General features: G+C 67.8%; 15 protein-coding genes and 3 rRNA genes. 6 read left to right on the top strand and 12 right to left on the bottom strand.

Annotated features, from left to right (window positions below):
- Positions 1 to 83 precede the first annotated feature (83 nt).
- On the top strand, positions 84 to 1832 hold the full coding sequence (treZ, locus tag BX283_RS30700; protein ID WP_101390700.1) for a malto-oligosyltrehalose trehalohydrolase: 1749 nt from the start codon (positions 84 to 86) through the stop codon (positions 1830 to 1832).
- 8 nt (positions 1833 to 1840) lie between these two features.
- Here treZ and BX283_RS30695 read toward each other — a convergent pair whose 3' ends face one another.
- The 3 genes from BX283_RS30695 to BX283_RS30685 all read right to left on the bottom strand — a co-directional run bounded on the left by BX283_RS30695 (position 1841) and on the right by BX283_RS30685 (position 4759).
- Positions 1841 to 2971 (bottom strand): aminopeptidase P family protein, encoded by a 1131-nt coding sequence (locus tag BX283_RS30695; RefSeq protein ID WP_101390699.1) that lies wholly within the window; start codon positions 2969 to 2971, stop codon positions 1841 to 1843.
- 76 nt (positions 2972 to 3047) lie between these two features.
- Positions 3048 to 4007 (bottom strand): hypothetical protein, encoded by a 960-nt coding sequence (locus BX283_RS30690; protein WP_101390698.1) that lies wholly within the window; start codon positions 4005 to 4007, stop codon positions 3048 to 3050.
- An 83-nt stretch (positions 4008 to 4090) separates the two neighbouring features.
- Positions 4091 to 4759: a nucleoside/nucleotide kinase family protein gene (locus tag BX283_RS30685; RefSeq protein ID WP_373979309.1), complete on the bottom strand. Its 669-nt coding sequence runs from the start codon at positions 4757 to 4759 to the stop codon at positions 4091 to 4093.
- 62 nt (positions 4760 to 4821) lie between these two features.
- Here BX283_RS30685 and BX283_RS30680 point away from each other — a divergent pair, with 62 nt between their 5' ends.
- Complete coding sequence (locus BX283_RS30680) at positions 4822 to 5208, top strand: VOC family protein (RefSeq protein WP_101390696.1); 387 nt, start codon at positions 4822 to 4824, stop codon at positions 5206 to 5208.
- Between the two features lie 110 nt (positions 5209 to 5318).
- Here the strand turns inward: BX283_RS30680 and rrf are convergent.
- From rrf to BX283_RS30640, 7 genes are all read right to left on the bottom strand, one after another.
- Positions 5319 to 5435, bottom strand: a 5S ribosomal RNA gene (gene rrf, locus BX283_RS30675).
- A gap of 76 nt (positions 5436 to 5511) precedes the next feature.
- Positions 5512 to 8636 (bottom strand): 23S ribosomal RNA (locus BX283_RS30670).
- A 280-nt stretch (positions 8637 to 8916) separates the two neighbouring features.
- Positions 8917 to 10442, bottom strand: a 16S ribosomal RNA gene (locus tag BX283_RS30665).
- Together the 16S, 23S and 5S rRNA genes form the textbook arrangement of a ribosomal RNA operon.
- A gap of 599 nt (positions 10443 to 11041) precedes the next feature.
- On the bottom strand, positions 11042 to 11449 hold the full coding sequence (gene msrB, locus BX283_RS30660; RefSeq protein ID WP_101390695.1) for a peptide-methionine (R)-S-oxide reductase MsrB: 408 nt from the start codon (positions 11447 to 11449) through the stop codon (positions 11042 to 11044).
- Positions 11450 to 11462: 13 nt separating this feature from the next.
- Positions 11463 to 12854 carry a UDP-N-acetylmuramate--L-alanine ligase gene (murC, locus tag BX283_RS30655; RefSeq protein ID WP_101390694.1) on the bottom strand — a complete coding sequence of 464 codons (1392 nt, stop codon included), beginning with the start codon at positions 12852 to 12854 and terminating at the stop codon, positions 11463 to 11465.
- Between the two features lie 141 nt (positions 12855 to 12995).
- On the bottom strand, positions 12996 to 13448 hold the full coding sequence (locus BX283_RS30650) for an indole-3-glycerol phosphate synthase (RefSeq protein ID WP_257583942.1): 453 nt from the start codon (positions 13446 to 13448) through the stop codon (positions 12996 to 12998).
- A 182-nt stretch (positions 13449 to 13630) separates the two neighbouring features.
- Complete coding sequence (locus BX283_RS30640) at positions 13631 to 14395, bottom strand: pyrimidine reductase family protein (RefSeq protein WP_101390692.1); 765 nt, start codon at positions 14393 to 14395, stop codon at positions 13631 to 13633.
- A 36-nt stretch (positions 14396 to 14431) separates the two neighbouring features.
- Between BX283_RS30640 and zapE the strand changes: the two genes are divergently transcribed.
- The 4 genes from zapE (at position 14432) to BX283_RS30620 (ending at position 18487) form a co-directional block, all read left to right on the top strand.
- A complete protein-coding gene (gene zapE, locus BX283_RS30635) occupies positions 14432 to 15502 on the top strand; it encodes a cell division protein ZapE (protein WP_257583941.1) in 1071 nt (356 codons plus the stop codon).
- A 52-nt stretch (positions 15503 to 15554) separates the two neighbouring features.
- A complete protein-coding gene (locus tag BX283_RS30630; protein ID WP_101390691.1) occupies positions 15555 to 15980 on the top strand; it encodes an OsmC family protein in 426 nt (141 codons plus the stop codon).
- Positions 15981 to 16145: 165 nt separating this feature from the next.
- Entirely contained in the window at positions 16146 to 17522 is a 1377-nt protein-coding gene (locus tag BX283_RS30625; protein ID WP_101390690.1) for an alkaline phosphatase PhoX, read from the top strand.
- 71 nt (positions 17523 to 17593) lie between these two features.
- Entirely contained in the window at positions 17594 to 18487 is an 894-nt protein-coding gene (locus BX283_RS30620; protein ID WP_101390689.1) for a PPK2 family polyphosphate kinase, read from the top strand.
- 7 nt (positions 18488 to 18494) lie between these two features.
- On the opposite strand, the gene BX283_RS30615 is transcribed toward BX283_RS30620, so the two are convergent.
- Both BX283_RS30615 and BX283_RS30610 read right to left on the bottom strand, forming a co-directional pair.
- Positions 18495 to 19172, bottom strand: coding sequence for a DUF5825 family protein (locus BX283_RS30615; RefSeq protein ID WP_101390688.1), 678 nt, complete (start codon positions 19170 to 19172; stop codon positions 18495 to 18497).
- Positions 19173 to 19222: 50 nt separating this feature from the next.
- The gene (locus tag BX283_RS30610; protein ID WP_101390687.1) at positions 19223 to 21163 is read right to left on the bottom strand and encodes a RiPP maturation radical SAM C-methyltransferase; all 1941 of its coding nucleotides are present in this window, start codon (positions 21161 to 21163) and stop codon (positions 19223 to 19225) included.
- Between the last annotated feature and the right edge of the window lie 63 nt (positions 21164 to 21226).

Here is a 21226-nt window from a genome sequence, read left to right as displayed (position 1 = left end):
CCAGACCTTGATCCCGGCTTCCGCGGAGGATGGATGCCCTCCTGCACGGTTTGACGGTACGCGGGCAACGGGAGGTATCAAGAATGTTGTTCGAGGTATGGGCGCCGCAGGCGGACCGGGTCGCTCTCAAGCTGGAGAGCACGACCCACGACATGGAGCCGCACCCGGTGCGGAGCGGCTGGTGGCTCACCGAGGCCGGGGCCCGGGACGGCGACCGCTACGGGTACGTCGTGGACGGCGGCCACCCGCTGCCCGACCCGCGCTCGCGCCGCCAGCCGGACGGGCCCGACGGGCTCAGCGCCGTCGTCGACCACGACGCCTTCCCCTGGCAGCAGCCCTGGGAGGGCCGCCGGCTGTCCGGCGCGGTCCTCTACGAGCTGCACATCGGCACCTACACCCGCGAGGGCACCTTCGACGCCGCGGCCGCCCGCCTCGCCCATTTGGCGGAACTGGGGGTGACGCATGTCGAGCTGATGCCGGTGTGCCCGTTCCCGGGGCGGCACGGCTGGGGGTACGACGGCGTGGCGCCGTGGGCCGTACACGAGCCGTACGGCGGCCCCGCAGGGCTGAAACGATTTGTCGACGCGGCGCACGCCCACGGCCTCGGGGTCGTCCTCGACGTCGTCCACAACCACCTCGGCCCCTCCGGCAACCACCTCCCCGCCTTCGGCCCGTACTTCACCGACACCCACCACACGCCGTGGGGCGCCGCCGTCAACCTGGACGCCCCGGGGTCCGACGAGGTGCGCGCGTACTTCCTGGAGAGCGCGCTCGCCTGGCTGCGCGACTACCGGCTCGACGGTCTGCGCCTGGACGCCGTGCACGCGCTGTTCGACACGCGCGCGCTGCCGTTCCTCGAAGAGCTCTCCACCGCCGTCGACGTGCTCTCCGTACAGCTCGGCCGCCCGCTGTTCCTGGTCGCCGAGTCCGACCGGTGCGACCCGGGCACCACCGCCCCGCGCGCGCAGAGCGGCCTCGGGCTGCACGCCCAGTGGAACGACGACTTCCACCACGCCCTGCACACCGCGCTGACCGGTGAGTCCCAGGGCTACTACGCCGACTTCGCGCGCGCCCCGCTCGCCGCCCTGGCCAAGACCCTCACCCGGGTCTTCTTCCACGACGGCACCTATTCGAGCTTCCGCGGCCGCACCCACGGACGGCGTGTCGACCGCACGAGGACCCCCGCACACCGCTTCCTGGGCTACGCCCAGACCCACGACCAGATCGGCAACAGAGCGCTGGGAGACCGGCTCTCGGCGACCCTCTCCCCCGGCCTGGTCGCCTGCGCCGCCGCGCTGGTGCTGACCGGCCCGTACACGCCGATGCTCTTCATGGGCGAGGAGTGGGGCGCCCGCACGCCCTGGCAGTACTTCACCGACCACCCCGACCCCGAGCTCGCCGAGGCCGTACGGACGGGCCGACGGCGGGAGTTCGCGGCGCACGGCTGGGCCGAGGAGGACATCCCCGATCCGCAGGACCCCGCCACCCGGGCGCGCTCCTGTCTGGACTGGGACGAGCCCGGAAAGGAGCCCCACGCGCGCGTGCTCGCCTGGTACCGCGAACTGATCGCGCTGCGCCGCACCCGCCCCGACCTCACCGACCCGGACATCGCCGCGGTCAAGGTCGTCCACGACGAGGAGGCACGCTGGCTCACCTTCCGGCGCGGCGACATCAGGACCGTCGTCAACCTCGGCAAGGAGCCCGCGGTGATCCCCCTGGGCCGCAACAACTGCCGGGTGCTCGCCGCCTGGGAGCCGGTGCAACCACCGCGTCCGGACGGCGAGTTCCGGCTGCCGCCGGAGTCGTGCGCGGTGCTCGGCCCGGCCACCTGACCCGACGGCTACTCGACGACCGCCATCTCGCGCGCGGTGTTGTTGAAGCTGCGTCCGCCGTCCTCGGTGACCGTCACGATGTCCTCGATCCGTACGCCGAACCGGCCCGGCAGATAGATCCCCGGCTCCACGGAGAAGCACATGCCGGGCACCAGCGGCTGCTCCTCGCCCTCGATCATGTAGGGCGGCTCATGGGTGGTGACGCCGATGCCGTGGCCGGTGCGGTGGATGAAGTACTCGCCGTACCCGGCCTCCTCGATCACCGCCCGCGCCGCCCGGTCGACGTCCTGGCAGGCCGCCCCGGGCTTCACGGCCGCGCACCCGGCCCGCTGCGCCTCCCGTACGACGTCGTGGACGCGCTGCTCCTCGGCGCTCGGCTCGCCGACGTGGACGGTACGGGTGGTGTCCGAGCCGTAGCCGTGCTTAAGGCCACCGAAGTCGAGGACGACCATGTCGCCGCGCCCGATGGTCCGGTCGCCCGCCTCGTGGTGCGGGTTGGCGCCGTTGGGGCCGGACCCGACGACCGTGAAGTCCACCTGCGAATGGCCGAACTCCAGGAGCAGCGCGGCCAGATCGGCGGCCACGTCCGTCTCCTTGCGCCCGGCGAACCGGACCTTGAGGATCTCTCCGTACGCCTCGTCCGCCGCCGCCCCGGCCGCCTCCAGGCGCGCCAGCTCGTGCGCGTCCTTGACCGCCCGCAGCATCGGGAGCGCCTCTGTGAGGGCCGTGTAGGACGTTCCCGGGAGCCTCTGCTGAAGTCCGAGCAGATGCATCGCCCAGGCGTTGTCGCTCACGCCGAACCGGCCGTCCACGTCCAGCAGGGGCGCGGTCACGCCGTACGGGTCGGTGCCGTCGGTCCAGTCCCGCAAGGTGAGCGCCGAAGCCCCGGCGGCACGCTCGGCGTCCGGCGCCTCCAGCTTCGGTACGACGAGGACCGGCTCCTGCCCGGCCGCCAGCACCAGAACCGTCAGCCGCTCGGTGATCGCGGTCGGCTGATAGCCGGTCAGATAGACCAGGTCGGGCCCCGGCGCGACGAGGACACCGGCGAGTCCGGCGTCGGCGGCGGACTCGGCGGCTCGGGCCATCCTGGCCCGGTAGTCGTCGGCGGTGAAGGGCGCGGGAACAGGTGTAATAGCCATGGGCCCCATCCTGCCCGTACGCCACCGGGCACGCGATCGGGACGGCGAAAAAACGTGCCCGCTGCCAGGACGCCGGTCAGGCGTCTTCCTGGCTGTCCCCCACCAGCCGTTCCAACAGCTCCTGGAAGTCGTCTCCGACGACGATCCGCAGGCCGTCGCCCTCGTCCTCGCGGTCGCTGAGCTGGGTGAACGTTCCGTCACGCCACCAGTAGACGAACGGGCTGATCGCGCCGGGCGTGTCCTCGAAACCGGACGCGGCGAACGACGCCATGGCGTTGAGCGCCGGGATCATGCCGGAGTCGCGGATCACGTGGAACGCGAGCTGGTGCCGGAACGGCATGGCGACCAGGGCGCCGTCCGCCGTCAGCTGTTGCCCGGTGAGCTGCGGCACCAGGGCGTCCAGGGCGAGCACCCGGCTGGCCGTGTAGAACGAATCCCCGGCGATCACCTCGAACCGCATGCCGTCCTCGCCCTTGACGCTCTCATGCGACTCCACGGGCAGCTGCCTGAGGTTGTGCAGGGCCTGAGCGCGCAAATCCGGCACGCGGCCGAGGGGTTCCAGCGCCTCGTCGGTGAGCATCATGACGCTCTCCGGCAGATCCAGGGCGAGGATCTCGTAGAGGCCGGGTGCGACACCGCGCGCGTAGCTGAAGGTCTGCGGGTCGAGCCCCGCCTCGCTGATCACCCGGGGGTAGAGCTGCGCGCGGATCTGCTCGGGCGGCAGGGTGTCGAGGGCGGAGGGGCCGTCCATGGTGCGCAACACCATGCCGACGTGCCGACGAATCAGTTCCGGCCACACACGGGGCCCACGGCGGTCGTTGTGGCAGACCGCCGCGAGGTTGGCGAGACCGAACCGGCGCTCGCCGCTGTCCTTCACGGAGTCCGCATAGACGGTCACCTCCAGGCCCTGCTCGGCGAACGCCTCGCGCACCTGGGCACGGAACCGCGAGCCCTCGTCGCCCGAGAAATAGCCGAACTCCGCGTCCCGGGGCGCGTCGCTCCGGTCCCGCTTCGGCCCCCGTCGGAATATCCCCACGTCAGCTGCCTTCCGTCACACGGGTCACACGGTAGCCCCGCGGTAGATCTCCACGACGTTCCCACGCCCGGTGAAGGCCGAGCCTACCCAGCCCCCCACTGACCGACCACAAGATCCGCACGGTCCCGGCCACCCGCCACCACGCGCGCGTTGGCCTCGTCCGACTCCCTGACCCACCGTTCGGCGTACGGGCGGGCCTTCCCGTACCGCACATGCCGCTCAACGAGCCTGCGCACCCGTTCCTCGCCGTCGATCTCCAGGAACCAGACCTCGTCGAGCAGCGACCTCACCGGCGCCCAGCCGCCCTCGTCGTGCAGGAGGTAGTTCCCCTCGGTGACGACGAGCGGTACGGCCGGATCGACCGGAATGCTCCCGGCGACCGGCTCCTCGATCGAGCGGTCGAAGGCCGGCGCGTACACCACGGTGCCCGGCACGGGCGTTCGCAGCCGAGCGAGGAGCGCGACGTATCCGGCCGCGTCGAAAGTGTCCGGCGCGCCCTTGCGATCGGCGCGTCCGAGGCGGACGAGTTCGGCCTGGGCGAGGTGGAAACCATCCATCGGGACGAGCACGGCCTGCCCGCCGAGCCGCTCCACCAGGTGCCCGGCCAGCGTCGACTTCCCGGCCCCGGGCGCCCCGGCGATACCGAGCACGCGCCGACGGCCGGGGACGGCGAGCCGCCGAGCGCGCTCGACGAGACGGTTCAGCGCGGCGGTCTCCGCAGCGGACTCGGCAGCGATCTCCATGCCGGGCATTGTGCCGCGCACTGTCTCGTGCCGGCTTGGCACCCTCACAGTCATACGTATAACCTCGCTCCATGTCCCATATTGCTCTGATCACGCTCGTAGTCCGCGACTACGACGAGGCCATCGCCTTCTACACCGACGCCCTCGGCTTCGAACTCGTCGAGGACACCGACCGCGGCGACGGCTCCCGCTGGGTGGTGGTCCGCCCGCGCGGCACCGGCACCGCGTCGCTGCTGCTGGCCCGCGCCAAGAACGAAGCCGAGCGCGCGAGCGTCGGCGCCCAGACCGGCGGCCGGGTGGGCTTCTTCCTGTATACCGAGGACTTCGCGGCCGACCACGCCCGGATGACCGCGGCCGGCGTCCGTTTCCTGGAGGAGCCGCGCCACGAGGTGTACGGATCGGTCGCGGTCTTCCAGGACCTTTACGGCAACCGCTGGGACTTGCTCCAGCCTGCGTGAGCGTCGGTATTCGGCGCCGGTTCTGACGCCGGATTTGGCGCCGCAATTTTGCGACTGAACGCAGAAAAGCCCCGTACCGGTTTCCCGGTACGGGGCTTTTCTCAAAATTTGTTCGGCGGTGTCCTACTCTCCCACAGGGTCCCCCCTGCAGTACCATCGGCGCTGAAAGGCTTAGCTTCCGGGTTCGGAATGTAACCGGGCGTTTCCCTAACGCTATGACCACCGAAACACTATGAAATTTGAACGCTGGTGTTGACACAGCTGTTCGTTATTTCAGAACTAACACAGTGGACGCGAGCAACTGAGGACAAGCCCTCGGCCTATTAGTACCAGTCAGCTCCACCCCTTACGAGGCTTCCACATCTGGCCTATCAACCCAGTCGTCTACTGGGAGCCTTACCCTCTCAAGGAGGTGGGAATACTCATCTCGAAGCAGGCTTCCCGCTTAGATGCTTTCAGCGGTTATCCTTTCCGAACGTAGCCAACCAGCCATGCCCTTGGCAGGACAACTGGCACACCAGAGGTTCGTCCGTCCCGGTCCTCTCGTACTAGGGACAGCCCTTCTCAATATTCCTACGCGCACAGCGGATAGGGACCGAACTGTCTCACGACGTTCTAAACCCAGCTCGCGTACCGCTTTAATGGGCGAACAGCCCAACCCTTGGGACCGACTCCAGCCCCAGGATGCGACGAGCCGACATCGAGGTGCCAAACCATCCCGTCGATATGGACTCTTGGGGAAGATCAGCCTGTTATCCCCGGGGTACCTTTTATCCGTTGAGCGACGGCGCTTCCACAAGCCACCGCCGGATCACTAGTCCCGACTTTCGTCCCTGCTCGACCCGTCGGTCTCACAGTCAAGCTCCCTTGTGCACTTACACTCAACACCTGATTGCCAACCAGGCTGAGGGAACCTTTGGGCGCCTCCGTTACTCTTTAGGAGGCAACCGCCCCAGTTAAACTACCCATCAGACACTGTCCCTGATCCGGATCACGGACCCAGGTTAGACATCCAGCACGACCAGAGTGGTATTTCAACGGCGACTCCACCATGACTGGCGTCACAGCTTCAAAGTCTCCCACCTATCCTACACAAGCCGAACCGAACACCAATATCAAACTGTAGTAAAGGTCCCGGGGTCTTTCCGTCCTGCTGCGCGAAACGAGCATCTTTACTCGTAGTGCAATTTCACCGGGCCTATGGTTGAGACAGTCGAGAAGTCGTTACGCCATTCGTGCAGGTCGGAACTTACCCGACAAGGAATTTCGCTACCTTAGGATGGTTATAGTTACCACCGCCGTTTACTGGCGCTTAAGTTCTCAGCTTCGCCCCACCGAAATGGAGCTAACCGGTCCCCTTAACGTTCCAGCACCGGGCAGGCGTCAGTCCGTATACATCGCCTTACGGCTTCGCACGGACCTGTGTTTTTAGTAAACAGTCGCTTCTCGCTGGTCTCTGCGGCCACCCCCAGCTCAGAGTGCAAGACTCATCACCAGTGATGGCCCCCCTTCTCCCGAAGTTACGGGGGCATTTTGCCGAGTTCCTTAACCATAGTTCACCCGAACGCCTCGGTATTCTCTACCTGACCACCTGAGTCGGTTTAGGGTACGGGCCGCCATGAAACTCGCTAGAGGCTTTTCTCGACAGCATAGGATCATCCACTTCACCACAATCGGCTCGGCATCAGGTCTCAGGCTTCATGCTGTCCGGATTTGCCTAGACAGCGCCCTACACCCTTACCCCGGGACAACCACCGCCCGGGCTGGACTACCTTCCTGCGTCACCCCATCGCTTACCTACTACAAGTCTGGTTCGTCGGCTCCACCACTTTCCTTTCCCCGAAGGGTCCGGAACGGCTTCACGGACTTAGCATCGCCTGATTCGATATTGGGCGTTTCAAAGCGGGTACCGGAATATCAACCGGTTGTCCATCGACTACGCCTGTCGGCCTCGCCTTAGGTCCCGACTTACCCTGGGCAGATCAGCTTGACCCAGGAACCCTTAGTCAATCGGCGCACACGTTTCTCACGTGTGTATCGCTACTCATGCCTGCATTCTCACTCGTGAACCGTCCACCACTAGCTTCCGCTGCGGCTTCACCCGGCACACGACGCTCCCCTACCCATCACAGCACCCGTTGGGGCTTAATTGCTGCAATGACACGACTTCGGCGGTACGCTTGAGCCCCGCTACATTGTCGGCGCGGAATCACTTGACCAGTGAGCTATTACGCACTCTTTCAAGGGTGGCTGCTTCTAAGCCAACCTCCTGGTTGTCTCTGCGACTCCACATCCTTTCCCACTTAGCGTACGCTTAGGGGCCTTAGTCGATGCTCTGGGCTGTTTCCCTCTCGACCATGGAGCTTATCCCCCACAGTCTCACTGCCGCGCTCTCACTTACCGGCATTCGGAGTTTGGCTAAGGTCAGTAACCCGGTAGGGCCCATCGCCTATCCAGTGCTCTACCTCCGGCAAGAAACACACGACGCTGCACCTAAATGCATTTCGGGGAGAACCAGCTATCACGGAGTTTGATTGGCCTTTCACCCCTAACCACAGGTCATCCCCCAGGTTTTCAACCCTGGTGGGTTCGGTCCTCCACGAAGTCTTACCTCCGCTTCAACCTGCCCATGGCTAGATCACTCCGCTTCGGGTCTAGAGCGTGCAACTATATCGCCCTGTTCGGACTCGCTTTCGCTACGGCTTCCCCACACGGGTTAACCTCGCTACACACCGCTAACTCGCAGGCTCATTCTTCAAAAGGCACGCAGTCACGACGCACCGAGTAAACTCGATGCGCGACGCTCCCACGGCTTGTAGGCACACGGTTTCAGGTACTATTTCACTCCGCTCCCGCGGTACTTTTCACCATTCCCTCACGGTACTATCCGCTATCGGTCACCAGGGAATATTTAGGCTTAACGGGTGGTCCCGCCAGATTCACACGGGATTTCTCGGGCCCCGTGCTACTTGGGTGTCTCTTAAACGAGCCGCATGAATTTCAGCTACGGGGGTCTTACCCTCTACGCCGGACCTTTCGCATGTCCTTCGCCTATTCATACGGTTTCTGACTCGTCTCACAGCCGGCAGACTATGAAAAAGAGATCCCACAACCCCGTATGCGCAACCCCTGCCGGGTATCACACGCATACGGTTTGGCCTCATCCGGTTTCGCTCGCCACTACTCCCGGAATCACGGTTGTTTTCTCTTCCTGAGGGTACTGAGATGTTTCACTTCCCCTCGTTCCCTCCACATGCCCTATGTGTTCAGGCATGGGTGACAGCCCATGACGACTGCCGGGTTTCCCCATTCGGAAACCCCCGGATCAAAGCCTGGTTGACGGCTCCCCGGGGACTATCGTGGCCTCCCACGTCCTTCATCGGTTCCTGGTGCCAAGGCATCCACCGTGCGCCCTTAAAAACTTGGCCACAGATGCTCGCGTCCACTGTGCAGTTCTCAAACAACGACCAGCCACCCATCACCCCAAACCCGAAGGTCTGAGTGCACTGGGGCCGGCGACTGAAGTACAAGCGGGCAAAGCCCGTGCCTTCAGACACCCAACAGCGTGCCCGGCCCGGCTCCCTCAGGTTCACGTTCCACGCCGAAGCAGTACTAGTGATCCCTCGAAAACCGTGCCGAATAGTCAACGTTCCACCCATGAGCTGACCGTGCAGAACATTTGCCTGCAATCGGTACTGTGCTCCTTAGAAAGGAGGTGATCCAGCCGCACCTTCCGGTACGGCTACCTTGTTACGACTTCGTCCCAATCGCCAGTCCCACCTTCGACAGCTCCCTCCCACAAGGGGTTGGGCCACCGGCTTCGGGTGTTACCGACTTTCGTGACGTGACGGGCGGTGTGTACAAGGCCCGGGAACGTATTCACCGCAGCAATGCTGATCTGCGATTACTAGCAACTCCGACTTCATGGGGTCGAGTTGCAGACCCCAATCCGAACTGAGACCGGCTTTTTGAGATTCGCTCCGCCTCACGGCATCGCAGCTCATTGTACCGGCCATTGTAGCACGTGTGCAGCCCAAGACATAAGGGGCATGATGACTTGACGTCGTCCCCACCTTCCTCCGAGTTGACCCCGGCAGTCTCCTGTGAGTCCCCATCACCCCGAAGGGCATGCTGGCAACACAGAACAAGGGTTGCGCTCGTTGCGGGACTTAACCCAACATCTCACGACACGAGCTGACGACAGCCATGCACCACCTGTATACCGACCACAAGGGGGGCACTATCTCTAATGCTTTCCGGTATATGTCAAGCCTTGGTAAGGTTCTTCGCGTTGCGTCGAATTAAGCCACATGCTCCGCTGCTTGTGCGGGCCCCCGTCAATTCCTTTGAGTTTTAGCCTTGCGGCCGTACTCCCCAGGCGGGGAACTTAATGCGTTAGCTGCGGCACCGACGACGTGGAATGTCGCCAACACCTAGTTCCCAACGTTTACGGCGTGGACTACCAGGGTATCTAATCCTGTTCGCTCCCCACGCTTTCGCTCCTCAGCGTCAGTAATGGCCCAGAGATCCGCCTTCGCCACCGGTGTTCCTCCTGATATCTGCGCATTTCACCGCTACACCAGGAATTCCGATCTCCCCTACCACACTCTAGCTAGCCCGTATCGAATGCAGACCCGGGGTTAAGCCCCGGGCTTTCACATCCGACGTGACAAGCCGCCTACGAGCTCTTTACGCCCAATAATTCCGGACAACGCTTGCGCCCTACGTATTACCGCGGCTGCTGGCACGTAGTTAGCCGGCGCTTCTTCTGCAGGTACCGTCACTTTCGCTTCTTCCCTGCTGAAAGAGGTTTACAACCCGAAGGCCGTCATCCCTCACGCGGCGTCGCTGCATCAGGCTTTCGCCCATTGTGCAATATTCCCCACTGCTGCCTCCCGTAGGAGTCTGGGCCGTGTCTCAGTCCCAGTGTGGCCGGTCGCCCTCTCAGGCCGGCTACCCGTCGTCGCCTTGGTAGGCCATTACCCCACCAACAAGCTGATAGGCCGCGGGCTCATCCTTCACCGCCGGAGCTTTCCACCCACCTCGATGCCGAGGCGGGTCGTATCCGGTATTAGACCCCGTTTCCAGGGCTTGTCCCAGAGTGAAGGGCAGATTGCCCACGTGTTACTCACCCGTTCGCCACTAATCCACCCCGAAGGGCTTCATCGTTCGACTTGCATGTGTTAAGCACGCCGCCAGCGTTCGTCCTGAGCCAGGATCAAACTCTCCATGAATGTGTACCGGTAATCCGGTGCGCACACACGAAAGAGCGGGACAGTCATGTCGGAATAAGACCGACCGTCCTCAGCGTCCTCGCTGTGTAATTGCCTACCAACCGTGAAGGTCAGCAGGACTTTTCAAAGGAACCTCCAACCCAACCGACAAGCGGTGGGCCGGGGTTGTCAATCTGGCGTTGACTTTTGGCACGCTGTTGAGTTCTCAAGGTACGGACGCTTCCTTCGTTCCCGTTTCCGGGCCCTCCGGGCGCTTCCTTCGTTTCCGACTCTATCAGACTCTTTCGTGTCCGATTCCCGGTCTCCCGGGTCAAGTCGTTTTGTCTTTCCGGCTGTTGGGCCGTTCCGACGTCCCAGACTCTAGCGGACTTTCCGGGCGGCTCCTAATCGGGCCGTTCGAGTCATCCACTCCCACCCGCCCATTCGAAATGAAATTCGGCATGCCGAAATTCGTCCCGTTCGGGAGGTCGTGCTGGGTTGGGTTGCCGCAAGTCTGCGGCGGACGGCTGTCGCAGAACCGTTACGGCCCCGCGACAACTCGGAGAACACTACGCACTCCCGTACCCGACGTCAACTCAGGTCGGATGTCGCGCCGGTCGTCAGTCCTCGTCCGCCGTCAGCTTCAGCGAGATCGAGTTGATGCAGTACCGCTGGTCCGTCGGGGTCGGGTAGCCCTCGCCCTCGAAGACATGGCCCAGGTGCGAGCCGCAGCGGGCGCAGCGCACCTCCGTGCGGACCATTCCGTGCGACCGGTCCGCGATGAGTTCCACCGCGTCCGTGTCCTTGGGGTCGAAGAAGGACGGCCAGCCGCAGTGCGACTCGAACTTCGTCTCGGAGGTGAAGAGCTCCGCGCCGCAGGCCCGGCAGGAGTAGACGCCCTTGGTCTTGGTGTCCGTGTACTCACCGACGAACGCGGGTTCCGTGCCGGCCTGCCGCAGCACCGCGTACTCGGCCGGGCTCAGCTCCGCCCGCCACTGCTCGTCCGGCTTCTCTACCTCGTACGACATCGAAGGCACTCCCTCAGCTCAACCGCGCCAGGATCTGCGGGCCCAGGTCCGTCACGTCGCCCGCGCCCATGGTGAGAACGAGGTCGCCGGGCCTGGCCATTCCCGCGATCACGTCCGGCACCGTCGTCTTGTCGTGGACGGCGGTGACGTCGGCGCCGGCCGTTCCGGCCGCGTCGATGATCAGCGCGCTGGTGACGCCCGGGATCGGGTCCTCGCGCGCGGGGTAGATGTCGAGGACCACCGAGGCGTCGGCCAGCGCGAGCGCGCGGCCCATCTCGGTGCCCAGCTCCTGGGTGCGGGAGAAGAGGTGCGGCTGGAAGACCACGAGCAGCCGGGAGTCCGTGGCGGCGGCCCGCATCGCCTCCAGGTCGGCGGTCATCTCGGTCGGGTGGTGCGCGTACGAGTCGATGACCTGGACGCCCGCGGCCTCGCCCTTGAGCTGGAGGCGGCGCTTGACGCCGGTGTACTTGCCGAGGGCCGAGGCCAGGTTGTGCGCCGGGATGCCGAGGGCGACGCCGGCGGCGAGGGCCGCGACCGCGTTGAGGGCGTAGTGGCGGCCGGGGACCGAGACCGTGAAGGTCAGGTACTTGCCGCCGAGCAGGACGGTGACCTCGCTGGTCAGGCCGCGCGGGGTGATCTTGTGGACGCGTACGTCGGCGTGCTCGTCCGCCCCGTACGTCACGACCTTCAGCGACGAGAGGTCGCGCACCCGGCGGGTGAGCTCGACGGCGCCCGCCTGGTCGGCGGAGATGACGAGGGTGCCGCCGGGGACGACCTTGCCGACGAAGGTCTCGAAGGAGTCGTAGATCTCGTCCATCGAGGCATAGTTGGCGTGGTGGTCGAGTTCGACGTTGAGGACGATGGCGACCTCGGGGTCGTACTTCTGGAAGCTGCGGTCGCTCTCGTCGGCCTCGGCCACGAAGATGTCGCCCTCGCCGTGGCGGGCGTTGGTGCCGGGCCCGGCGAGGTCGCCGCCGATCGCGTACGAGGGGTCGAGGCCCAGCTCGGTCAGGGCGACGGCCAGCATCGAGGTGGTGGTCGTCTTGCCGTGGGTGCCGGCGACGGCGATGGCGCGCAGGCCGCCCATGAGCGCGGCGAGCGCGTCGGAGCGGTGGACGACGGGGATGGCGAGCTCGGCCGCGCGGACGAGCTCCGGGTTGTCGGCGCGGATGGCGCTGGAGACGACGACGCTGCTGGCGTCGGAGGCGAGGTGCTCGGCGGCGTGTCCGATGTGGACGGTCGCGCCGAGCGCGCGCAGCGCCTCGGCCGTGCCGGACTCCTTGGCGTCGCTGCCCGCGACCTTCGCGCCGCGCTGCGCCAGGATCTTCGCGATCCCCGACATTCCGGCACCGCCGATGCCGATGAAGTGCGGCCGTTCCATGGCGGTGGGAATCGCGGGTGCCATTGCGTGTGTCTCCCGGGGGGTGCGACGTACGGAGTTCGGTTCGGCCTCAGCCTATTCGCTGGGCGGCGCTCGCCCTATTCGCCGGTCGGCGGGCGCACGGGGCGTCGGCCCGGCGGACCTCGTCCGGGCGCGCCCGTCCCCTTACTCGCTGTGCGCCTCCTCGCTGTGCGCGAAGAGCTTGAGGACCGGGACGCCGACCTTGTGCCGGGCCCGGGAGGCCCAGTCGCGGTGGAAGAACTCCTCCACGTAGTGGGGCGCCGTCAGGACGATGACCTCGTCGGCGTTCACCTCGTCGACGATGGACTTCAGCAGGTCCAGGGGGTGGTCCTCGACGATCTGGCCGACGGCCTGGCTGCCGGTCGCGCGCAGGGACGCGAGCGAGTGCTCCAGGGCGCGTACGGCGGCGGCCGGGCCCGGGTCGCCGCTCTCGTGGACGGCCTCGTCGAGTTCGCCGATGGCCACGTCGTCGATGGCGCGCAGCAGGCGGTCCTGGTCGCCCCGGGGCTGCATGAGCACGACGAAGGAGACCGGCTCGTCGCCGTGCAGGGTGGTGACGAATTCCACGTCCACGGAGGTCAGGGGCTTCTCGATCATCAATACGCTTGTGAACACGACAAACGCCCTTCTCTTCACTCCGGCCGGTGCCCCGCGAGGCAGCGGGGCCTCGACGTGGTTACCCGCCCCTGCGGAAACCATCCTTCCCCGTGACCGCACGGGGTCTGCGTGAGTAAGTGTGCCCACCGGAAGCTAACCGGAACGGCAAATTCCGCTGATTGTCAGATTCGACGGTAACGCGTGTAGAGGAACCCGGCCTCTTCCAGCAACAACTCCAGACGGAAGTGCTCAGGGGCGGTCACCGGTGGCCCTCCGGCGATGCGCTGGGCACTGCCCGCGGTGAGCATCGGCGACACCGTCAGACACAGCTCGTCGAGCACTCCGGCGGCCACGAACTGGCCGAGCAGCCGCGGCCCGCCCTCCGTCAGCATCCGGCGCAGCCCGCGCTCGGCCAGCGCCGCGACCGCCCTGGCGGGCTCCACGCCCGGCCCGTCGCCCGCGATGACGACCTCCGCGCCGGCCCGCTCGGCCTCGCGCACCCGGTCGGGCGGCGCGGCGGCGCCGGTCAGGATGAGGGTGGGAACCAGCGGCGAGGTGAACAGGGGCAGGCCGAAGTCCAGGTCGAGAGCAGCCGTCACCACCGCGATCACAGGGGCCGGGCCCTGCCCCTCGGCCCCGCGCCGGGCCGCGAAGGCCTCCCGCGCCCGGGCCGGGCGGTAGCCCTCCTGGCGTACCGTTTCCGCGCCCACCACGATCACATCGGACAGCGCCCGCAGGGTGCCGAAGATCCGCATGTCGGTGGCGGAGGAGAGGGGCTGCGAGCGGCCCTCGTGCTGGCCCGCGCCGTCCAGCGAGGAGACCATGTTGGCCCGCAGCCAGGGGCCGTCCGTCTCGGGGTACGCGTAGGCCTCCGCCAGCGCGTCGAACGACCACTCGCCCTGGTCGGCGGCGGATGTCTGGTCGGTCACAGGGAACAGGCGTCGCATCCGTGCAGTCTTACACGGCGCTTACAGTGGGGAACTGTGTCGACCAGTCCCATAACCGAAGCGGCCCCGCTGTCGCTCTGCGCGCGCGAGCCGCATGTCCCCGCCGACCGTCTGGTCGCCGAGATGGTGCCGCCGCCGCGGTTCGACTCGGTCCGCTTCGAGACGTATGTGCCGGACCCGAACCAGCCCAGCCAGAGCGAGGCCGTCAAGGTGCTCGGCTCCTTCGCGGCCGGTCTGGGCGGGGCGCACGCGACCGGGAGCGGGCGCCGCAAGTGGTTCGCCCGCAAGCCGGCCGCGCCCGCCGCGCCGCGCGGGGTCTATCTGGACGGCGGGTACGGCGTCGGCAAGACCCATCTGCTGGCCTCCCTGTGGCACGCCACCCCGGCCGAGCCCGCGCTCAAGGCGTTCGGCACCTTCGTGGAGCTGACGAACCTGGTCGGCGCGCTGGGCTTCCAGCAGACCGTGCGCACCCTGAGCGGGCACCGGCTGCTCTGCATCGACGAGTTCGAGCTGGACGACCCGGGCGACACGGTCCTGGTGTCGTCGCTGCTCGGCAAGCTGGTGGAGCAGGGCGTGGCGCTGGCCGCGACCTCCAACACGCTGCCCGGCAAGCTGGGCGAGGGCCGGTTCGCGGCCGTCGACTTCCTGCGCGAGATCCAGGGCCTGTCGGCGCACTTCCGCCCGCTGCGGATCGACGGCGAGGACTACCGCCACCGGGGGCTGCCCGAGGCTCCGGCGCCGTACTCGGACGAGCAGGTCACCAAGGCCGCGTACGCGACCGAGGGCGCGGCGCTCGACGACTTCCCCGGGCTGCTCGGCCATCTGTCGCGGGTCCACCCCAGCCGGTACGGGGCGATGACCGACGGGGTGAAGGCGGTGTGCCTCACCGATGTGCAGCCGGTTCCCGACCAGTCGACCGCGCTGCGGCTGGTGGTGCTGGCCGACCGGCTGTACGACCGCGAGGTGCCGGTGCTGGCGTCCGGGGTCCCCTTCGACCGGCTGTTCAGTGACGAGATGCTGAACGGCGGCTACCGGAAGAAGTACTTCCGGGCCATCTCCCGGCTCACCGCCCTCGCGCGCGACGCGAAGGGTCTTGTGGAGCAGTAGGTTTGGCGCACGGGGGCCCGTAAACCCCCTTAGCCACCAGAAGGGATACATCATGGCCACCACGCGTACGGCGCACACGGTCTGGGAAGGCGAGCTCATCAAGGGCTCGGGGACCGTCACCTTCGACTCGTCCGGCATCGGCTCGCAGCCGGTCAGCTGGCCGTCCCGCGCCGAGCAGGCCAACGGCAAGACCAGCCCGGAGGAGCTCATCGCGGCCGCGCACTCCAGCTGCTTCTCCATGGCCCTCTCGCACGGTCTGACCGGCGCGGGCAACCCGCCCACCCGGCTGGAGACCAAGGCGGACGTGACGTTCCAGCCGGGCGAGGGCATCACCGGCATCCACCTCACCGTGCGCGGCGAGGTGCCGGGCCTGGACGAGCAGGGCTTCGCGGCCGCCGCCGAGGACGCCAAGAAGAACTGCCCCGTCAGCCAGGCGCTCACGGGCACGACGATCACGCTGACCGCCGAGCTCGCCTGACGCCCGGCCGTCCGCCCGGACGGCCCTCCCGTCCTTGCCCGGACGGCTCTCCGGCTGTTTTCGGCCATGTACGGCGACACGACCCGCATGATCCGCCTATCACCTGATCGCGTGATGGATCATGCGGGTCTCGTCATACCTGTCCGCCAACAGGGGAGTTGCCTCATGTCCGAAGCGCGAGCAACACGACGCCAGATCCTCGCCCGCACCGGCGCCTCGGCCGCCGCGATCGCTTTCACGGGCGCGGTCTCCGAACTCTTCAGCGGGGGCCCGGCCGCGGCCGCCGCCGGCCGGCGCGGCTACGGGCCGCTGGTGCCCGACCCGGCCGGGCTGCTCGACCTGCCGAAAGGATTCCGCTACCGGGTGCTCTCGCGCGAGGGCGACCCGCTGCGCTCCGGCGGAGGCCGGGTGCCCAGCAACCACGACGGCATGGCCGCGTTCGCGGGGCGCCACGGCGGCGTCCGGCTGGTGCGCAACCACGAGAACCGGGTCACCGCCGCGATCCCGGTGCCGCACGCCGAGGGGCTGGTGTACGACCCGATGGGCAAGGGCGGATGTACGGCCCTGGAGCTCGACGCGGACAACCGGGTGCTGTCCGAGCGGGTCGCCCTCAGCGGCACCGCCGTCAACTGCGCGGGCGGCCGCACCCCTTGGAACACCTGGCTGAGCTGCGAGGAGACCGAGGACCGGGCCGGGACCAACGGGTACACCAAGGACCACGGCTACGTCTTCGAGGTCGACGGCGCCGACCCGCGCCGCACCGGGGCCGTACCGCTCACCGCGATGGGCCGCTTCCAGCACGAGGCGATCGCGATCGACCCGCGCCACGGCGTCGTGTACGAGACCGAGGACGCCTTCGACAAGCCCTTCGGGCTCTTCTACCGCTTCCTGCCGAACCGGCCGCTCGGCGGTACGGGCTCGCTGCGCGCGGGCGGCGCCCTGGAGGCGATGCGCGTCCCGGACGTGCCCGACCTGTCGGTGGTGCAGGAGCCGGGCACGTGCTTCACCGGGATCGAGTGGGTACCGGTGCCCGACCCGTCGGCCCGGCGGACGCCGGTCCGGCTCCAGGACTTCGGCCGGGGCGGCATCACTCACGCGCAGAAGCTGGAGGGCTGCTACTGGAGCGGCGACTGCGTCTACTTCGTCTCCAGCTACGCGCGCGTGGCCGAAGGCTCGGGCGCCGACCACTTCGGCCAGGTGTGGCGGTACGAGCCGGGGCGCTGCCGCCTCACCCTGGTGGTCGTCTTCGGCCCGGCGACCGACATCCAGCTGCCCGGCGAGTCCCCGGACAACATCACGCTCGCGCCGGACGGGGGCCTGATGGTGTGCGAGGACGGCAACGGCGCCCAGCACGTCTTCGGGCTGACCCGGCGCGGCGAGGTGTACGCGATGGCGCGCGGCCGCCAGGACATTGGCAAGCCCGGCGCCCCCGAATGGGGCGAGTTCGCGGGGGTCACCTTCGCCCCGGACGGGCGGACGATGTACGTCAACTGCTACACGCCCGGGACGACCTTCGCGGTGACGGGGCCCTTCGTGCGGTAGCGCTCGCGCCGCGCCGCGTTCCGTCGCACGATCGAGGGAACCGACCGTGGACAGGCTCCAAGGGGTGCGCAGTGGCCGAGAAGGGCAGCAAAGGCGGCAAGGGCGGGAAGAAGCCCGAGCGGCGGGATCTGCGCCGGCTGCTGCGCATCCCCCAGGGCAAGCCCGTCGACCTCGCCTCCTTCCCGGCCGACGCCACCCCGGGCGGCCCGAAGGACAAGGCGGAGGGGCTGGCGGCGACCGCCCGGATGGGCGAGGGGCTCGCCGAGCTCCAGGAGCGGCTGTACGCGGCGAGCACGGCGGGCGACCGGCGGCGGGTGCTGCTGGTGCTCCAGGGCATGGACACCAGCGGCAAGGGCGGCACGGTCAAGCACGTCATCGGCCTGTTCAACCCGTCCGGCTGCCGGATCAAGGCGTTCAAGGCGCCCACCCGGGAGGAGCTGAACCACCCCTTCCTGTGGCGGGTCATGCGGGCGCTGCCGCAGCCCGGCGAGATCGGCATCTTCGACCGCTCGCACTACGAGGACGTGCTGATCGCCCGGGTCCGCGAGCTGGTCCCGCGCCGCCGGCTGGGCCGCCGCTACGGGCAGATCAACCGGTTCGAGCAGTCGCTCGCGGAGGACGGCGTGAGCGTGGTCAAGGTCTTCCTGCACATCAGCCCCGAGCAGCAGCGCCGACGGCTCCTGGAGCGGCTCGACAACCCGGACAAGCACTGGAAGTTCAACCCCGGCGACCTCGACGAGCGGGCGCTGTGGCCCGCGTACCAGGAGGCGTACGAGATCGCCCTGGAGCGGTGCTCGACGGACGCGGCCCCCTGGTACCTGGTGCCCTCCGACCGCAAGTGGTACCGGAACTGGGCGGTCAGCCGGATCCTCCTGGAGCAGCTGCGGGAGCTCGACCCGCGGTATCCGAAGGGCGACTTCGACGTGGCGGAGTGCCGGGCGCGGCTGCTGGACCAGCAGATCTGACGTTTCGTCAGATCGCCATGGCCTCCTGGATCCAGCGGTTGACCCGGTACGGCAGCCACCACGCCAGGTCGCCCACCTCCAGGACCAGCTTCTCGGAGAGGAAGTCGGCCAGGACCGCGGGCGGGACCGAGTCCGCCGGGGCGCCGTGCACCAGGGCCTCGATGACCTCGTGGTACTCGGGCTCGTCCGCGGTGAAGCGGCGCAGGTCGCCCCAGCGGCGGTCGCGGATCTGGACGAAGCCGGGCCCCTGGCGCCACAGGCACTTGCACAGGTAGTGGCCGTCGCGCCACCGGCGCAGCGCCTCGGCCGCGTCGGCGGGCCCCTCCAGGCGCTGCGGCGGCTGGAGGTGGCTCAGCACCTGCCAGGCGTCGGCGTCCGCCGCCGGGTCGAGCCGCAGCCGCCACTCGACGAGCACCGCGCGGGCGGTGAGGTCCCGCACGAGGCTGAGGGCGCGTACGGCCCGGTGTGCGGCGCCCGGGGCGCGCACGTCGGCGAGGTCGACCGGTTCCGCGAGGCGGACGCGGCGCACGCCCGTCTCCCACAGCCGGTCGGCCTCCTCCGTCGTGGGGCCGGTCAGTTCGAGGTCGCCGAGGTGCATCCCGGGCAGGGCGCAGGCGTCGGGGTCGTAGTCGCGCCAGGCGGCGACGGTGAGGGCCGCGGTGCGCGTGGTGAGGGCGGTGCTCATCGGGCTGGTCCTCCGGCTCGTACGGTCTTCGCGGTCGGCGGTCGTGGCCGTCATACGTGGGCGGGTTCGGGGCGGGCGGGCTGCTCGGCCGCGTCGAGTGCGGCGTGGGCGTGGCGCATGAAGTCCAGGCGCAGCAGGTCCTCGTTGACGGCCGAGGGCGCGATGTGGACGTACTGGCCGCCGTCGGTGAAGACGATGCCGAGCGCGAGCCAGGAGTCGAGCAGCCGCTGCACCTCGCTCTCGTCGCGGGCGGCGGCGTCCTTGGCGCGGGCGGCGGCCTTGCGGGTGAGGGCGGCGGCCGTGTGCGGCTGGTCCAGGAGGCGGAAGGCGACCAGCTCGTACGGGTCGGTCAGCTCCATCGCGCGCCATGCGAACGTGCGGCGTCGGCTGACCAGGACGATGCGGTCACCGAGGTCGGTGTGGGTGAGCCGGGCGTCCGCGTGGTGCTTCTTCCAGGCGTCGATGGCGTCGTTGAGCGCGGTGACGGTGGGCTCGCCGATGCCGCGCTGCGGGGCCTCGAAGACGTACGCGAGGTCGTAGAGCTCCGACTCGGGCAGGTCGTAGGTGAAGCGGTAGTGCTCCTCGGGGCGCAGGCCGTCGAAGCCGAGCTCGGGGCGGTTGAAGTAGGGGCTGAACCGCTCGATGGCGATGCGCGCCGAGAGGTCGACCGGCGGGTTGAGGTGTTCCAGGGCCGGTATCTGGGCGATCACCGGGTCGTAGTCCTCGGCGGTCTCGCCCGGGAAGCCGTGGAGGTAGTTCCAGGCCACCGAGAGCCCGGTCTCGGCGCCGTCGCGGAGCATCCGGACGTTCTGGCAGCCGCTGACGCCCTTGTCCATCAGGTCGAGCACCCGGTTGTTGAGGCTCTCGATGCCCGGCTGGACGTAGATCAGTCCGGCCTCGGCGAGCGTACGGAGCTGGCTGCGGCGCATATTGGCCTTGATCTCGATGTGCATGCGCAGGTCGTAGCCGCTCTCGATGATGCGCGGCAGCACCGTGGTGAGGTAGCCCATGTCGAGGATGTTGTCGACGAGGTACATGTCGAGGACCCGGTGGCGGCGGGCGAGCTCCATGATCTCCGAGTAGAACGTCTCGGGGGTCTTGGAGCGGTACTGCATGAAGGAGCCGTTGAGCCCGCAGAAGGTGCAGTGGTGCTTCTCGCCCCACCAGCAGCCCCGGGCGCCCTCGACGACCAGCTTCGGCTCGACCCAGTTGCGGGCCACGGAGGTGCCGAGCCGCTCGAAGTAGCCGCTGTAGTCGGGGGGCAGGATCGCGACGGGCGGGATCGGGCTGGTGGCCATCGGGTTGACCACCGGCGTGCCGTCGGCGGCGCGGTGGCACAGGCCCGGCACAGCGGCGAGCGCGGCCGGGTCGCCGCCCTCGCCGATGGCGGTGAGCAGCTGCGGGAAGGCCGTCTCGCCCTCGCCGCGGATGACGTGGTCGACGAACGCGAAGTTGCGGTGGACGGCCTCGCCCTGCTCGCCGTCGCAGTTGGCGCCGCCCATCACGGTCACGATGTGCGGGGCGAGCCGCTTGACGTGCCGGGCGGCGGCGAGGGCCGCGGTGTTCTGCTGGAAGGTGGAGGTGAAGCCGACGACGTCGGGCCCGTACGCCACGATCCGCTCGGCGATCATCTCCACGAACTCCGGTACGGCGCGGTGCAGTTCCTGTGACATACGCAGCCGGGACTTGCGCAGCTTGCCCTTCATCGCATCCGCGAACTCCTCGTCGCGCCAGGCCGGGTCGTCGTAGAGGGCGGAGGAGAACACCCAGTCGCCGCAGCCCATGAAATAGGAGGAGAGCGCGTAGTACTCATAGTCGTCGGCGGTGAATTCGGTGCGCTCGGTGATCCAGTCGGTGAATTCGAGATTGGCGTGCAGCACTTCCGCACCGGCGCCCGGTACGCGTTCGTCGACGCTGCGCTTGAGGATTCCCAGGGCCAGCGACGGCAGGTCGATCGGCGACCAGGGCATGTTGACCAGCAGAACACGCATGTGGGCTCCTCGCGGGTACGGCGACGTAAGGGAGTAAGAGCGGTAAGGGCGTGCAGGAAGGGG

It is taken from the genome of Streptomyces sp. TLI_146 (assembly GCF_002846415.1).
GTDB lineage: Bacteria > Actinomycetota > Actinomycetes > Streptomycetales > Streptomycetaceae > Streptomyces.
Note: the sequence above shows the minus strand (reverse complement) of the source record. Positions and strands in the feature narration are given on the sequence as shown.